Below are 14,428 nucleotides of genomic sequence, written 5' to 3' on the forward strand. Positions count from 1 at the left end.
GTATTAGAAAAAAATTGAATAACCATACTACAACTACGAGGAAGAGTGAAGAGGTGAATGGAAATTGGAACAAACAATTTATATTAAAATGCGTAATCGATTAAAAGTTTCTCCTACGTATGAAGTAAAGCTGGGAGATGTTGCTCAACTTGCCGGAGATGCTGCAGTAGTTCAGTCGTTACAGGATGAGGTAATTTATAAAATTACAGCGCGTGATAAAACGCATGTTGTAATTGATGTTATGAAAATAATTGAGATTATTAGGCGAAAAACCGCTCATATACAAATTAATTTACTCGGTTCTGGACAAACTCTTGTTGAAATTATATATGAAAAAAAGAAAGTACATCCGATTTTTTTCGGACTTGTATGGTTGTTACTTTTCATTGGAGCAGCTCTTGCCATCATATATTTTCATGAAGATGTAAGCATGCAACAAGTGCACCAACGGTTATATTACATGATTACGGGAGAATTTAAGGCGCAACCACTTTTATTTCAAATTCCTTATTCATTAGGTCTTGGGCTAGGCATGGTTTTATTTTTTAATCATGTATTTCAAAAGCGTATTAATGAAGAGCCGAGTCCGTTAGAAGTGGAGATGTTCCAATACCAGCAATCACTTGACCAATATGTAATTGTTCATGAAAACAAGGATAATATGAAACAACTTACCGATGATTGAGTCTGGATTCGTTATTTTAATTGCTTTAGCAGGAGGAATTGCTGTAGGTAGCGGATATGTTGCGTTTTTAGCTGTACTTGGTATAATCCCTCGTCTAGCTCAATTAACGAGAAGTGGAAAGCACATTCAATATTTTGAGTGGGCAGTTATTGCAGGTACGTTAACAGGAGCTTGGTGTAGTTTGAAAAACATTACATTTCAAACGTCGCAATATTGGCTTGTTATATTAGGAATATTTTGTGGTACATTCATTGGAATGCTCGCTGCCGCATTAACGGAAGTGTTAAATGTTCTACCTATTTTAGCGAAACGAGTAGGGGTAGAGGGGAAGATTGTTGTTTTACTCGTTGCTCTTGTACTTGGAAAAGTAATAGGCTCGTTGTTTCACTGGATTTATTTCGTAAAGTAGGAGGCAATATATAAATGACAGGGCGAAAACTAAAGGACGATTACGTAAATAAAGTGAAGGAATACCATCCGAAGCCAAATTATTTTATAAATTGTGTTAAGGCATTTTTTGTAGGTGGATTCATTTGTACAATCGGAGAAGTATTGATGAAATTTTATATACATTATTTTCATTTTAGTGAACAAGAGGCAGGGAATCCAACAGTCGCAACTCTTGTACTATTATCGGCGATTTTAACAGGTTGTGGTGTATATGATAAAATCGGTCAATTTGCTGGAGCAGGTTCGGCCGTACCTGTTACGGGATTTGCGAATTCTATGGCAAGTGCTGCGCTAGAGCATAAGAGTGAAGGAATTGTACTTGGGGTTGCTACAAACATGTTTAAGCTAGCGGGAAGTGTAATCGTTTTTGGTGTTGTCGGTGCGTACATTATTGGGTTAATAAGATATACTTTTAAAATTTTTATGTCTTAAAGGAGGGGCTAGTATGAGGTTGACAGGAAAACAAACGTGGGTATTTCAAAATGATATTTATGTGAATGCAACCGGTACTGCCGTCGGTCCAAAAGAAGCTGAAGGCCCTCTTGGAAAGGAATTTGATATTTCATATGATGATTTACATTGCGGAGAGGAAAACTGGGAGCTTGCGGAACGAAGATTAATGTCAGATTCTATTCAACAAGTCATGCAAAAAGCAAATGTAGAAACATCACAAATTGATTTCTTTTTAGCGGGTGACTTATTAAATCAAACAGTAACAGCAAATTACGTTGCGCGTAAGTGGGGAATTCCCTTTTTAGGCATGTTTAGTGCTTGTGCGACCTCGATGGAGACTTTAGCGGTCGGATCAGCCTTTATAGATGGCGGATTCGCAAATCGTGTTTTAGCGACGGTAAGTAGTCATAATGCAACAGCTGAAAGACAGTTTCGTTATCCAACAGAGTATGGGGGACAAAAACCAGGAACAGCAAATTCCACTGTTACAGGTGCGGGATCCATATTAATTAGTAAAGAAAAAAGTGCCATTAAAATCAAGGCGGCTACGATTGGAAAAGTGCAAGATTTAGGAATTGCGAACCCTTTAGATATGGGATCGGCGATGGCACCTGCTGCAGCTCATACAATTCAGCAACATTTTGAGGATTTGAAGAGAAGTGCAGCCGATTACGATTTGATTGTTACCGGTGATTTATCAGCTATTGGGACACCAATTGCGAAACAACTGTTACTGGAAGAAGGTTATGATATTGGGCATATATATAACGATTGCGGATTAATGATTTATGATCCCGGTCAAGAAGAAGTATTTGCTGGTGGTAGTGGTTGTGCTTGTTCAGCTGTTGTCACATATGGTCATTTATTAAGCGAGATGCAAAAAGGGAATTTACAACGAATTTTTGTCGTTGCTACTGGTGCGTTATTAAGCCCGATGATGATGCAGCAAAAAGAAACAATTCCAACAATTGCACATGGTGTCGTATTTGAGAGAGTGAAGGGAGAGTGAATTGTGGATTATATATATGCATTTCTTGTAGGAGGCGCTATTTGTGTAGTTGGGCAAGTATTGTTAGATTTCGCAAAGTTAACACCAGCCCATTTAATGGCTACCTTTGTAGTGATAGGAGCAGTTTTAGATGGATTCGGATTGTACGATAAGCTTATAAAGTTTGCTGGTGCTGGGGCGACAGTTCCTATTACAAGTTTTGGACATTCCCTATTACACGGGGCAATGCATGCTGCAGAGAAACACGGATATATAGGGATTGGTATGGGTATGTTTAGTTTAACGTCTGCAGGTATTTCAGCAGCAATATTATTTTCATTTTTTGTAGCACTTATATGTAAACCGAAAGGATAAATCAAATGAGACGAAGGGTTGTTTTGGTCACAGATGGAGATGAATATGCAAAGCGAACAATTGAGCTTTTAACGAAGGAATTTGGGGGAAGGTGTATTTCAGCATCACAAAGTAATCCAACCAAATTAACAGGGAAGAAAGTTGTTGAGCTTATTATGCAAACGCCATATGACCCTGTATTTGTCATGTTTGATGACAGTGGATTTATTGGAGAAGGATCTGGTGAAAAAGCTTTAAAATATGTAGCCACGCATAAACAAATTGATGTACTTGGGATTTTGGCAGTAGCGTCTAATACACACCATTGGGAATGGGCACGTGTAGATGTAAGTGTAGATCGGAACGGGAATTTAACGGAATATGGTGTTGATAAATTTGGACTTCCAGATGGTGAAATTGGCAGAATTAGCGGAGATACAATTTATTGTTTAGATGATTTGAATGTTCCCGTCATTGTTGGTGTGGGTGATATTGGTAAGATGTGTGGAAACGATGAATGGGAGAGAGGCTCACCAATTACGAAAAAAGCAATTCAGTTAATTTTGGAAAGGAGTGGATTTTATGACGAAGCCTAAAAAAATAGATATTCCGATTTCAACTTTCATAAGTGACAATGAAAATTATTTAAAACAAACGGCTGGATTAGGCGTCACATTTGATGTTGGTATTCGTAAATTTCAAATTTTGAATAAAGAAATTGCAGTGTTATTCGTAAATGGACTTTGTGATACAAATTATATTATTCCTATTTTAGAAGAAGCTGTGGATACGAATGAAATAAGGGATGTTGAAGAAGACACTGTAAAGCTTTTAGAGAATCGTTTAATTCATCAGCAAGTAAGTAAAGTGAAAACGATGGATGAAGTAATGCTTCAAGCGTTATCAGGGCTTATTGTTATATTTGTGGAAGGCGAAACAGAAGCGTTCGTGATAGATGTTCGTAGCTATCCAGGACGAACACCGACAGAGCCAGATACTGAAAAAGTAGTACGCGGTGCGAGGGATGGATTTGTTGAAAATATCGTTGTAAATACAGCGTTAATTCGTAGAAGAATTCGAGATCCACGTCTTCGAAATGAAATTATTCGAGTAGGGGATCGATCGCAAACGGATATTTGTATTACATATGTACAAGATGTTGCAAATCCAGATTTAGTAAAGATTATAAAACAAGAATTAAATAACATCGATGTCGATGGCATTACGATGGCGGATAAAACAGTGGAAGAATTTGTTGTAAAGCAAAGCTATAATCCATTCCCGCTTATTCGATATACAGAAAGACCGGATGTAGCAGCAAATCATTTATTAGAAGGACATGTTCTAGTACTAGTTGATACATCACCGAGTGCTATGATTACGCCAACAACATATTTTCATCATTTACAGCATGCAGAAGAGTTTAGACAAAATCCAGCTGTCGGAACATTTTTACGTTGGGTACGCTTTTTAGGTGTTTTATTCTCCTTGTTTTTACTACCGTTTTGGTTAGTATTTGTATTTGATCCAACTCTTTTACCAGAAAATCTTGCTTTTATTGGACCGACTAAGATGACACATTTACCAATTTTATTACAGGTGATAATGGCAGAAGTAGGACTTGAATTTTTAAGGATGGCAGCCATTCATACTCCAACGCCGTTATCGTCAGCAGCAGGATTAATTTCTGCCATATTAATTGGTCAAATAGCAATCGATGTAGGTTTGTTTGTACCAGAAGTTATTTTGTATGTAGCAGTTTCTATGATCGGTGCTTATGCAACACCGAGCTATGAATTAGGGCTAGGGAATAAGGTTGGAAAATTATTTGTTATTATTTTAACAGGTCTCTTCCATGAGATGGGCTTTGTAATTGGTATGACGATATTGATTTTATTTTTAACGTCTATAAAAAGTTTGCAAACCCCTTATTTATGGCCGTTTTTACCATTTGATTGGGGCGCATTAACAAAAATTCTACTCCGTCCGACGATGTCTAGTTTAAAAGTACGACCAAGTATTGTAAGACCTCAAAATGTAAAAAGACAAAAATAAACGGGATTATACACCCGTTTATTTTTTTAGCAAAAATTTATTGTTTTTTAACAAAAATCAAACATTTTCTGTGTACACTTAGAGTAGATATTGTGTATGGAAGGGGAAGAGGACATGATTAAATTATTTGTAAGTGATTTAGACGACACGCTCGTTTACGATGTAAATCATATGCAAAAAGAAGATGAACGTGCAATTTGTTGGTTAGCTGAAAAAGGGACAAATATTTGTTTTGCCTCAGGCCGCTTTACTCATCGAATTGATGAAGTCGTAAATAGGTTTGAATTCCCATATTACACAACTGGCTTAAATGGAGCGACAATGTTACTTCCGGATGGGAATTTGTTTTATGAATCGAGTTTTGAAAATACGGTTGCCCAGGAAATATATCGATATATACATAAAAAAGGACTAGCGGATATTGTTTGTGCAAATGAGCAGCGATATACAAAAAGGAAGAATGAATATCACCATAATTTTGAAGCGTATATGGGCGTGCATATCGCTGAAATTGAAGCGTTAGAAGAGGAATTTGGTAAAACTGTACATCCTGCGAAATTGTTTGTTTTTGGGGAAGAAGAGACAATTGAAGCATTAGATCAAGAATTACGAGATACATTTCAGAATGAAGCGGAAGTTTTTATGTCTGGTAAACGCTATGTTGACATTATGCCAAGGGGAGTAAGTAAAGGGAGTGCTTTAAGACGACTAATGGAACATTTGCAAATTGAAGCAAATGAAGTTGCATGCATTGGAGATTCTTTCAATGATATTTCTATGTTTGAAGTAACCCCGCATTCATTTACTCTGCACCATGCTCATCCATATGTGAAGGAGAAAGCGAATCATATTGTTCGTTCGGTTGAAGAAGCTATTATGAAATTGCCGTTACTTGTATAAAAAAGAAGCTCGCTACTAGCGAGCTTCTTTTTACTTGAATAACGATTTAACAAAATCAATGATACTTGAGAAGAAATCTTTCACTTTATCTAGGAAACTTTGCCCTTCTTCAGATCCTAAAAAGGCAGAAACGTGTTCTTTTGCTTTATTTAACTGACTGCCAACTTGATTCCAATCAATGTTAAGATTTTTCATTTTATCAAATAGAGCAACTAAGTTATCTAACTGTTCATCCGTTAATGTAATACCAAGTTGATCCGCAATTTTTTTAATTAATGAACGTAAATCTTCAGTCGTTTTTGGCTGCTCTTTCGCAATTTCTTCTTTAATTTTCGCAACAAGTTGAACTGCTTTTTCTTCACCAATTTTATCGCCGAGCTGGGATGTTTGCACCATTTCTTCATTGGCTACTTTTTTTACTTCCTCAGGAATTGCTTTGTTTGATGTTGTCTCATAGGCTTTCATTAAACCAGTTAAAGCAGCAGTTCCAGAAACTTTAAATGGTGCAGTAATTTGAATTTCTGCATCTTTCACACCTGCTGTAATAAGTGCGTTTGTGTACATTGCATCTGTTATTGAATTAATGTTTTTTGAACGTACAATGAGACCAGAACCTGGCTTTGTGTATGTGATCATAGAAGAGGAAATTGCTCTCGTACCAATTTGCGCTTTTGGAACAATCCCTTCTAGAAATTTATGTTCTTCCGCATTAGACACAGTAATAATTGTAGCATCTTTTGGTGCTTTCATTTCTTTTAACAGATCTTGTTTTTGTTGTTCAGACAAGTTTTCTCCTAGTGTAACAATTGATTCTCCTTCGATGATGTCTGCAAACGAAGCTGTTGGCATAATAAATACTGCTACAGCTAATAGCAGAGCTAGTAATTTCGTTTTCACGAAAAATCGCTCCCTTTCTCTTTCTAAAATTTTCGGGCAACACAGTTATTATAGTATATATTTCTTATTTGTCACCTAGCTTTTTCCACATTTCAAAAAAGAAGTATGTAGATTGTCGGATTCTTTTTGTTTCTAGTCATGAATGTGGTAATATAGTGCTGAGATAGTTGAAAGGAGACATATACGTATGAAAACTTTAGGATACATAGTAATGGAAAATGGTGAAAAAATCGATTTGGAATTTTTCCCAGAAGAGGCACCAAAAACAGTAGAAAACTTTAAAAAACTAGCAGAGCAAGGATTTTATGATGGTGTGACATTCCACCGCGTTATTCCTGGCTTCGTAAGCCAAGGTGGAGACCCAACAGGAACAGGTGCGGGTGGCCCAGGTTACTCTATCCCATGTGAAACTGATGGAAATCCTCATAGACACCTTGTAGGATCACTTTCTATGGCTCATGCTGGCCGTAACACAGGCGGTAGCCAATTCTTTATCGTTCACGAGCCACAGCCACACTTAGATGGTGTACATACTGTATTCGGTAAAGTAACAAGCGGTATTGAAACAGTATTAAACATGCGTCAAGGTGATGTAATGAAAGAAGTTAAAGTTTGGGAAGAATAAGTGAATGAGAAAAGAGAGCTATTGCTCTCTTTTTTTAATAGGAATGGGTATTTCGTTTACGGTACATGATACAAGTAGTAATGTGATTGTAGTGAAAATAAGTCGCTTATGAGAACAAAATATTAACAAATTACATAGAATACATTAGATTACACATTTCAATAAAAGTTGTTTATTACATTCATTTTGCTAGAATTCATCTGCTCTAAGGTGATGAATAGTGAAGTGATAATGAGCGGTGGATGTTTTTTTCACTTTCATATAACAGTGTTTCTTCTTTTATCTACTTAACAAAAATAGTAATGAAACGTATATTTGACTTTCTTCTTTTCGCTTTGTATGATTATCAAGTTGTTTTAAGCTCTTCTCACTCTGTTGAAAATATTGTAAAATGAATGTGATATGAAAAGAGTGATTGAGGGGATTTAATAGTTTGTAACTTTTGTAAGAAGGGATAAGGGTTATGTTAATTCGTTTTAAAAAAAGTTATGAAAAGATTGCAATGGGGCTTCTTTCATTTATGCCAACTGAAAAAGATGTGAAAACATTACAATTGACTATGAAAGATTATGAAGCAAAGGATGATTGGCAATTGTATTTGTGGAAACAAAACGAAGATTTTGTTGGGATAATGGGGATTGTAAAAAAAGAGAATCAAGTTTTGGAAATTCAGCATTTGAGTGTGAATCCATCTCACCGTCATATGGGTATTGGGACGAAGATGGTTCAAGAGTTAAAGAGTAAATTTCTTGAATTTACAATTTGCGGAAATGAGCAAACAGCAAGTTTTTGCAAAAAGTGTAAAGGGCTTGAACAAAATATACATTCGTGAAAGCAGAGATAAGTAGTTTATTATCTCTGCTTTCTTTTTTGTAATTGTTCGTTTCGTTCAGCGATGACTTCTGTTCGATCACGTAATGTATGCTTATGTATTATAAATTCATTAGAAGTAGCATTCACGTCTTTCCAAGGAAGGTTTTGTTTCTGACATAATTCTATGCAGTACTTTTCTAATGTTGTATCCGATAATGGTAAAAATAACGGTGTAAAACTTTCTTTTTTCTGGATAGATTGCAATTTATCTTTGAGTAAGAACAGAAGTTGTGCCTCATTTATTCCTAAACGAAGTAAATGTGCACTGTTTTTTTCTAAAATCGTTATGGCGCTTTTCATCATCTTCTCTGCGCCATTCCAGTTAGAGCGTCTGTGATGGTATAAAGAAACTGCAATTTGAATGAGGCCGACTAAATAATGATCCCGATTTCCTCTCGGTTTTGTTTTCCAATATTCTTCCAGTATTTCGTGGCATTCAAAATAATCATAATCTCCGTGAAAATGAATTAAAAACTGTATGTATTCCGTAGGATACATTTTCTTCGCCCCTATCTAACGGTTATAAGTATAAGTTTATCATAGAAATATGAACAATAAACGACTAGGGAATTTCTCCCTAGTCGTTATTGTTCATATTAGCAGAAGCAAGCTGCCCCTACAATAATGAGTAAAATAAACAATACAACAAGTAATGCGAACCCACCGCTAAAACCACAATCAACGTGACCCATAGTTTTTTGACCTCCTACATTGTTCTTACTACACTGTTATCATATGAAGTGGTGGGCATGATGCCATAGGCATAGGTCTATTTTTAATTAAATTTCTTAAAAAGGTTGGATAGAACATGAGTATGCTCTATACTTATGTTGTTATAGAAAAAATGTGGTGGGATGCTTTGTGCAGTATAATTTTAAAGTAGAGGCTTTTGAAGGGCCTTTAGATTTATTGTTACATTTAATACATCGTTATGAAATTGATATATATAATATTCCTGTAGCGGAAATTACAGAGCAATATTTATCTTATGTTCATACGATGAAAGAACTACAATTAGATGTTGCAAGTGAGTATTTAGTAATGGCTGCAACATTATTACAAATTAAAAGTAAAATGTTGTTGCCGAAACATGAAGAAGATGTACTTGATAACGGTGATGACTTTATAGATGATCCTCGTCAAGAATTGATGGAGAGGTTAATTGAATATAAGAAATATAAGCAAGTTGCTACTGAACTAAAAGAAAGAGAACAAGAAAGAGCACAGCTATATACACGTCCGCCAATTGATTTTACATCGTTGCAACAAGAAGAGGAGACAAGCTTGCCTCTTGATGTTACGTTATATGATATGCTAGCGGCATTTCAAAAATTAATGCGCCGTAAAAAAGCAAAGAAACCTGTGACAACACGTATTACTCGTCAAGAAATACCAATTGAACAGCGTATGACGGATATTTTAAAGCTGTTAGAAATACAAGGTGGTCGTCAAAGTTTTTATGATTTGTTTGTTGATGATGAACGGGAAATAATGGTTGTAACATTTTTAGCGGTTCTTGAGCTTATGAAAAATCAACAAATCGTAATTGAACAAGAACATAATTTTGATGAAATTTTCGTATCAAGCTATACTAAATCTGCATAGAGTTAGTATGGAAAATGGGATAGAAATAGTATATCTCATGCTAGGTTTGAATGTATCGTTTGGAACAAGAGAAAAAATATTGAACCGAACGCATTGATTGTGATTCGGTTTTTTGATGTGTATTTTTATGGAGAAAATAGGAGGAAGGAGCTCGTAAGATGGATAGAACAGAACAGAAATCAATCATTGAAGGGCTTTTATTTGTTTCTGGTGATGAAGGGATTTCTCCTGAACAAATAGCAAAAGTCCTTGAAATTGAAGGAAACGAAGTAATCGATATTTTAGAAGAAATGCAAAAAGAATGTGAAGGTGCACACCGAGGTTTGCAAATTGTACAGTATGCAAAAGTATATCGTTTTGCTACAAAGAAAGAACATGCGTCGTACTATCAAAAACTAATAGATATCCCAACAGCTGCTTCACTCTCTCAGGCTGCGCTAGAAACGTTAGCAATTGTTGCATATCGTCAACCCATTACAAGAACAGAAATGGAAGAGATTAGAGGAGTAAAAACCGATAAGGCGTTACAAACGTTAGTATCACACTTACTTATAAAAGAAATGGGAAGAGCAGAAGGACCTGGGCGTCCGATTTTATATGGAACGACGAAAGAATTTTTAGACACATTTGGATTAAAAACATTAGATGATTTACCTCCGCTTTCTGAAGAAAACGAACAAATGAATGAAGCGGATTTATTCTTTGGTTCTTTACAAGAGATATCGAAATAAAAGCTTAGCATTTTGCTAAGCTTTTTTTTGTATATCAATTATATACCGTGCCATACTAATTGAAAAAAGGAGACGAGTTATGAGAGGTATACGAAGTATTTTATTATTAGTTTCTGTTTTGTTATGCTTTTCTTTAAATAGTGCATCGGCAAAAAGGTATATGATGTCTATTCATACCGCGTCTCCTTTACATATGCAGCGGCAACATCTTGGTAAAATGAAAGTGAGTTTCTTAAAAGTTGGGCAAGGTGATGCAACACTTATTATATTGCCAAATGGACAAACGATGTTAATTGATGGAGGACCTTATGAAGCTGGTGAGGTTATCATCCAAAAGCTAATTGAAAAAGGAATTAACCATTTAGATGCTATCGTCAGTACTCATCCTGATATGGATCATATTGGAGGGCTTATTCCGATTGTAGAGCAAATGCCGGTATCACTTATATTAGATAGTGGAAAAACATATAGTTCTCTTACTTATCATACGTATCGAAATCATATAAAGAAAAGGGGAATCCCTTTCATTTCAGTAAAAGAGGGCCAATACATACCGCTAGATCCGCATGTTTCCATACAAGTATTAAACAATGGGAAGTCCAAAGATGAAAATAATGAATCTTCAATTGTATTAAAGGTTCGGTATGGTAAGGCAGATTTTTTACTAATGGGTGATGCTGATGTGCGGACGGAAACTGAAATATTAAAGCAATTTGATGTACATGCAGATGTGCTAAAGGTGGGACATCATGGCTCATATACTTCAACAAGTGAAAGGTTTATAAAGAAGGTAGAACCACAGTTCGCGATTCTTTCTTATGGTAGCAAAAATCCGTATGGGCATCCGCATCAAAGTGTAGTGAGACGATTAAAACGGCGTGGTATAATGATGTATGGAACAAATAGACGTACGGTAGAAATAGAAACAGACGGCGAACATATTACAATAGGGTCTAGCGGATTAATGCCATTACTTAAGTGATTCATACGTTAGATGATATAGTTCCTTTTTGGAAAAAATGAATAACATATATTATAATTGCGAGAGACGTACTAAGCTTCCTTTTTGTTAAGCAAAGAGGAAATTTCATTAGAATGTATAGACAACTACTCGTGCATATATTAAGATGGAATTAGGCGAATAAGGTAATAATAACAAGTAGGTATTTCATGGGAAAGGATCGATGAAAATGAAAACGCAAGTTGTCATCAATGCCAAAATTTATACAGGTCAAGAAGTAGTAGAAAACGGATTTATTCGTTACGCAGAAACAATTAAAGAAATTGGTTTGATGGCTCAATATGTATCACAAGAAAATGAAACTGTTTTAGATGCGGCAGGGAAAATTGTGATTCCAGGTATGATTGATGTTCATATTCATGGTGGATACGATATTGATGCGATGGATGCAAATAGCGATGGGTTAGTAACTCTAGGGAAAGAAATGTTAAAAGAAGGAGTTACAACTTACTTCCCAACAACAATGACACAAGCTCCAGAAGCAATTGAAGCAGCACTACATGCTGCGAAGGAAGCGAAAGAAAAAGGAGCGCATTTCGAATATATTCACTTAGAAGGACCGTATGTTTCAAAAAAACGTGCAGGTGCACAACCACTTGAACATATTGTTCCTGCGAATATTGAACAATTTAAACAATGGCAGGAAGCAAGCGGAAATTTAATTAAATTAGTAACATACGCACCTGAAGAAGAAGGAGCGTTAGAGTTTGAGCAGTATCTTGCTGAAACTGGTGTTGTCGGCACAATGGGGCATACAGATGCAATTGATGCGCAACTAAAAAATAGAAACATTACACATGCAACGCATTTATACAATCAAATGCGTGGATTACATCACCGTGAACCAGGAGTTGTTGGTCATGTGTTATTAAATCCAGATGTAATGGTTGAAGTAATTACAGATGGTATTCACATACACCCAGATATGGTGAAATTAGCATATAAATTAAAAGGACCGAAAAAAGTAAGTGTTATTACTGACGCAATGCGTGCAAAAGGTCTTGAAGATGGATTATATGAGCTTGGCGGACAGCCAGTACATGTAAAAGATGGTAGTGCTCGATTAGAAGATGGAACGTTAGCTGGTAGTATTCTAAAAATGGATCAAGCTTTCCGAAATGTAATTGAATTTACAGGTTGTTCAATCGAAGATGCAGTACTAATGACATCAGTGAACCAAGCAGAAGAGTTTGGATTAAATAATAAAGGTGCATTAGCGGTAGGAAAAGATGCAGACTTTGTTGTGATGAATGAAGATTTACATGTATATGATACGGTTCGTTTAGGAATTCATATGAAGGAAGGGAAGTAATGAAATGAATATTCTTGTTGTAAAAACTCCAGAAGAACTAGCAGAAGCAGGTTATAAATTAATTGAAGAAGTTGTAAAAACAAAAGAAAATCCAACATTAGGAATGGCTACAGGAAGCTCTCCATTAGGTATTTATGCAGAAATGCGAAAAAATAAACTTGATACAAGCCGTGTAACCACTGTAAACTTAGATGAGTACGTAAATTTACCACATGAAGATAAAAACAGCTATCACTATTTCATGCAAGAACAGTTGTTTGATCATCTTCCATTTAAACAAACTTATGTACCAAACGGGATGGCAAGTGATTTAGAGGAAGAGTGCAAACGTTACGAGGGCATTCTAGCTGCTAACCCAGTTGACCTACAGATTCTTGGAATCGGTGAAAACGGTCACATCGGATTTAACGAACCAGGAACACCGTTTAATTCTCCAACAAACATTGTTGAATTAACAGAATCTACACGCCAAGCAAACCTTCGCTTCTTCGAAAAAGAAGAAGATGTGCCAACTCATGCAATTACAATGGGAATTGGAAGCATTATGAAAGCGAAACAAATTCTACTTGTTGCTATGGGTTCTAAAAAGGCAGAAGCTGTTAAAGAATTATTGCAAGGTGCATATAGTGAAGCGTGTCCTGCTACAGTTTTACAACGTCATCCGAATGTAACCGTAATCGCTGATCAAGAAGCTCTATCTTTATGCAGTGAGGCGATTGCTGATGAACATCGACAAGTATTCACCATTTCCGATCTATTATCAGATTCAAGAGTGGGTGAAACAGCTAATTGAGGACGGCGAATGGAAGCCGGGAGATAAAATCCCATCTGAGAATGAACTTTGCGATAAGTTCGAAGTGAGTCGTATGACAATCAGACAGGCGATTAATAATTTAGTGGAACAAGGTTATTTATATCGGAAACGTGGAATCGGTACGTTTGTCCAACTTCCGAAAGTGGAACAAAAACTGCAAGGAATGACAGGATTCACGGAAGATATGATTTCTCGTGGGATGAACCCAAGTAGTCAATTATTAAGTTTCCGCCTAGTTCCAGCTACTGTGAAAATAGCAGACCGGCTGAGAATACAGGAGGGAGAGTCGGTTTATGAAGTGAGGCGTATTCGCTTAGCTGACGATGAACCGATTGCTTTTGAGACGACATATTTGTCGCCAGCTCTTGTAAAAGATATTAACGAAGAAATATTGCAACAATCTTTATATGAACATTTAGAGAAAAAACTGGGCTTCAAACTTGTTAGCGCTACTCAATCAATTGAAGCTTCAATTGCAACGGATAATGAAGCGGAACATCTGCATATTCCTAAAAAGGCGCCAGTGCTTGTCATGCGTCAATGGTCATATTCAGAAGGTGAAGTACCGTTAGAGTATGTGAAATGTATTTATCGTGGAGATCGTTATAAGTTTATTACAAACATCGCACGTAACAAATAATATATTTCAGTTTGTGAAGTACAGT

At 36.1% G+C, this 14,428-nt stretch carries 19 protein-coding genes and 1 pseudogene; 17 read left to right on the forward strand and 3 right to left on the reverse strand.

What is annotated here, in order from left to right:
- The first annotated feature begins 64 nt into the window (after positions 1-64).
- The 8 genes from spoVAA (at position 65) to QCI47_RS07220 (ending at position 5,885) form a co-directional block, all read left to right on the forward strand.
- Positions 65-685 (forward strand): stage V sporulation protein SpoVAA, encoded by a 621-nt coding sequence (gene spoVAA, locus QCI47_RS07185; RefSeq protein ID WP_000438355.1) that lies wholly within the window; start codon positions 65-67, stop codon positions 683-685.
- Positions 678-1,094, forward strand: a complete 417-nt coding sequence (gene spoVAB, locus QCI47_RS07190; protein ID WP_000572932.1) for a stage V sporulation protein SpoVAB — start codon at positions 678-680, stop codon at positions 1,092-1,094. The genes spoVAA and spoVAB overlap by 8 nt, the downstream gene beginning before the upstream one ends.
- Before the next feature lie 14 nt (positions 1,095-1,108).
- On the forward strand, positions 1,109-1,567 hold the full coding sequence (gene spoVAC / locus QCI47_RS07195) for a stage V sporulation protein AC (RefSeq protein ID WP_000147735.1): 459 nt from the start codon (positions 1,109-1,111) through the stop codon (positions 1,565-1,567).
- A gap of 13 nt (positions 1,568-1,580) precedes the next feature.
- The gene (gene spoVAD / locus QCI47_RS07200; RefSeq protein ID WP_001241148.1) at positions 1,581-2,597 is read left to right on the forward strand and encodes a stage V sporulation protein AD; all 1,017 of its coding nucleotides are present in this window, start codon (positions 1,581-1,583) and stop codon (positions 2,595-2,597) included.
- A gap of 3 nt (positions 2,598-2,600) precedes the next feature.
- Positions 2,601-2,951 (forward strand): stage V sporulation protein AE, encoded by a 351-nt coding sequence (gene spoVAE, locus QCI47_RS07205; protein WP_000384637.1) that lies wholly within the window; start codon positions 2,601-2,603, stop codon positions 2,949-2,951.
- Positions 2,952-2,956: 5 nt separating this feature from the next.
- Positions 2,957-3,526: a stage V sporulation protein SpoVABEA gene (gene spoVAEA, locus QCI47_RS07210; protein ID WP_001254415.1), complete on the forward strand. Its 570-nt coding sequence runs from the start codon at positions 2,957-2,959 to the stop codon at positions 3,524-3,526.
- Entirely contained in the window at positions 3,513-4,985 is a 1,473-nt protein-coding gene (gene spoVAF, locus QCI47_RS07215; protein WP_000165582.1) for a spore germination protein SpoVAF, read from the forward strand. Before spoVAEA ends, spoVAF begins: the two co-directional genes overlap by 14 nt.
- A 96-nt stretch (positions 4,986-5,081) precedes the next feature.
- Positions 5,082-5,885: a Cof-type HAD-IIB family hydrolase gene (locus tag QCI47_RS07220; protein WP_353811732.1), complete on the forward strand. Its 804-nt coding sequence runs from the start codon at positions 5,082-5,084 to the stop codon at positions 5,883-5,885.
- Positions 5,886-5,915: 30 nt separating this feature from the next.
- On the opposite strand, the gene QCI47_RS07225 is transcribed toward QCI47_RS07220, so the two are convergent.
- Positions 5,916-6,782, reverse strand: a complete 867-nt coding sequence (locus QCI47_RS07225; protein WP_000850502.1) for a DUF1002 domain-containing protein — start codon at positions 6,780-6,782, stop codon at positions 5,916-5,918.
- Between the two features lie 187 nt (positions 6,783-6,969).
- Here QCI47_RS07225 and QCI47_RS07230 point away from each other — a divergent pair, with 187 nt between their 5' ends.
- The 3 genes and pseudogenes from QCI47_RS07230 to ribT all read left to right on the forward strand — a co-directional run bounded on the left by QCI47_RS07230 (position 6,970) and on the right by ribT (position 8,239).
- Positions 6,970-7,407 (forward strand): peptidylprolyl isomerase, encoded by a 438-nt coding sequence (locus QCI47_RS07230; protein ID WP_000853792.1) that lies wholly within the window; start codon positions 6,970-6,972, stop codon positions 7,405-7,407.
- A gap of 213 nt (positions 7,408-7,620) precedes the next feature.
- Positions 7,621-7,802, forward strand: a pseudogene (locus tag QCI47_RS07235) (hypothetical protein).
- A gap of 68 nt (positions 7,803-7,870) precedes the next feature.
- The gene (gene ribT / locus QCI47_RS07240; RefSeq protein WP_000908397.1) at positions 7,871-8,239 is read left to right on the forward strand and encodes a GNAT family N-acetyltransferase RibT; all 369 of its coding nucleotides are present in this window, start codon (positions 7,871-7,873) and stop codon (positions 8,237-8,239) included.
- Between the two features lie 20 nt (positions 8,240-8,259).
- Here the strand turns inward: ribT and QCI47_RS07245 are convergent, their stop codons facing one another.
- Positions 8,260-8,778: a DUF309 domain-containing protein gene (locus QCI47_RS07245; RefSeq protein ID WP_000283586.1), complete on the reverse strand. Its 519-nt coding sequence runs from the start codon at positions 8,776-8,778 to the stop codon at positions 8,260-8,262.
- 98 nt (positions 8,779-8,876) lie between these two features.
- Entirely contained in the window at positions 8,877-8,972 is a 96-nt protein-coding gene (locus tag QCI47_RS07250) for a YjcZ family sporulation protein (protein ID WP_000510194.1), read from the reverse strand.
- A 169-nt stretch (positions 8,973-9,141) separates the two neighbouring features.
- On the opposite strand from QCI47_RS07250, the gene scpA reads away from it, so the two are divergent.
- The 6 genes from scpA (at position 9,142) to QCI47_RS07280 (ending at position 14,403) form a co-directional block, all read left to right on the forward strand.
- The gene (scpA, locus tag QCI47_RS07255; RefSeq protein WP_001199760.1) at positions 9,142-9,885 is read left to right on the forward strand and encodes a segregation/condensation protein A; all 744 of its coding nucleotides are present in this window, start codon (positions 9,142-9,144) and stop codon (positions 9,883-9,885) included.
- A 158-nt stretch (positions 9,886-10,043) separates the two neighbouring features.
- Positions 10,044-10,616: a segregation/condensation protein ScpB gene (gene scpB / locus QCI47_RS07260; RefSeq protein ID WP_000376222.1), complete on the forward strand. Its 573-nt coding sequence runs from the start codon at positions 10,044-10,046 to the stop codon at positions 10,614-10,616.
- 79 nt (positions 10,617-10,695) lie between these two features.
- Complete coding sequence (locus tag QCI47_RS07265) at positions 10,696-11,598, forward strand: ComEC/Rec2 family competence protein (RefSeq protein WP_309422204.1); 903 nt, start codon at positions 10,696-10,698, stop codon at positions 11,596-11,598.
- A gap of 208 nt (positions 11,599-11,806) precedes the next feature.
- A complete protein-coding gene (nagA, locus tag QCI47_RS07270; RefSeq protein ID WP_001983978.1) occupies positions 11,807-12,949 on the forward strand; it encodes an N-acetylglucosamine-6-phosphate deacetylase in 1,143 nt (380 codons plus the stop codon).
- Between the two features lie 4 nt (positions 12,950-12,953).
- On the forward strand, positions 12,954-13,742 hold the full coding sequence (gene nagB, locus QCI47_RS07275) for a glucosamine-6-phosphate deaminase (protein ID WP_001024206.1): 789 nt from the start codon (positions 12,954-12,956) through the stop codon (positions 13,740-13,742).
- Positions 13,672-14,403, forward strand: a complete 732-nt coding sequence (locus QCI47_RS07280) for a GntR family transcriptional regulator (protein ID WP_012644586.1) — start codon at positions 13,672-13,674, stop codon at positions 14,401-14,403. Before nagB ends, QCI47_RS07280 begins: the two co-directional genes overlap by 71 nt.
- The last annotated feature ends 25 nt before the right edge of the window (positions 14,404-14,428 follow it).

This window comes from Bacillus cereus group sp. RP29 (genome assembly GCF_040459765.1).
Classification (GTDB): Bacteria; Bacillota; Bacilli; order Bacillales; family Bacillaceae_G; genus Bacillus_A; species Bacillus_A paranthracis.

Bases quoted from the DNA above. Each gene is read 5' to 3' on its own strand.
- scpB (WP_000376222.1), top strand. From the start codon at position 10,044: ATGGATAGAACAGAACAGAAATCAATCATTGAAGGGCTTTTATTTGTT.
- spoVAC (WP_000147735.1), top strand. From the start codon at position 1,109: ATGACAGGGCGAAAACTAAAGGACGATTACGTAAATAAAGTGAAGGAA.
- QCI47_RS07245 (WP_000283586.1), bottom strand. From the start codon at position 8,778: ATGTATCCTACGGAATACATACAGTTTTTAATTCATTTTCACGGAGAT.
- QCI47_RS07280 (WP_012644586.1), top strand. From the start codon at position 13,672: ATGAACATCGACAAGTATTCACCATTTCCGATCTATTATCAGATTCAA.
- QCI47_RS07230 (WP_000853792.1), top strand. From the start codon at position 6,970: ATGAAAACTTTAGGATACATAGTAATGGAAAATGGTGAAAAAATCGAT.
- QCI47_RS07265 (WP_309422204.1), top strand. From the start codon at position 10,696: ATGAGAGGTATACGAAGTATTTTATTATTAGTTTCTGTTTTGTTATGC.
- spoVAF (WP_000165582.1), top strand. From the start codon at position 3,513: ATGACGAAGCCTAAAAAAATAGATATTCCGATTTCAACTTTCATAAGT.
- ribT (WP_000908397.1), top strand. From the start codon at position 7,871: ATGTTAATTCGTTTTAAAAAAAGTTATGAAAAGATTGCAATGGGGCTT.
- spoVAD (WP_001241148.1), top strand. From the start codon at position 1,581: ATGAGGTTGACAGGAAAACAAACGTGGGTATTTCAAAATGATATTTAT.
- nagA (WP_001983978.1), top strand. From the start codon at position 11,807: ATGAAAACGCAAGTTGTCATCAATGCCAAAATTTATACAGGTCAAGAA.
- nagB (WP_001024206.1), top strand. From the start codon at position 12,954: ATGAATATTCTTGTTGTAAAAACTCCAGAAGAACTAGCAGAAGCAGGT.
- QCI47_RS07250 (WP_000510194.1), bottom strand. From the start codon at position 8,972: ATGGGTCACGTTGATTGTGGTTTTAGCGGTGGGTTCGCATTACTTGTT.
- QCI47_RS07220 (WP_353811732.1), top strand. From the start codon at position 5,082: ATGGAAGGGGAAGAGGACATGATTAAATTATTTGTAAGTGATTTAGAC.
- spoVAB (WP_000572932.1), top strand. From the start codon at position 678: ATGATTGAGTCTGGATTCGTTATTTTAATTGCTTTAGCAGGAGGAATT.
- spoVAEA (WP_001254415.1), top strand. From the start codon at position 2,957: ATGAGACGAAGGGTTGTTTTGGTCACAGATGGAGATGAATATGCAAAG.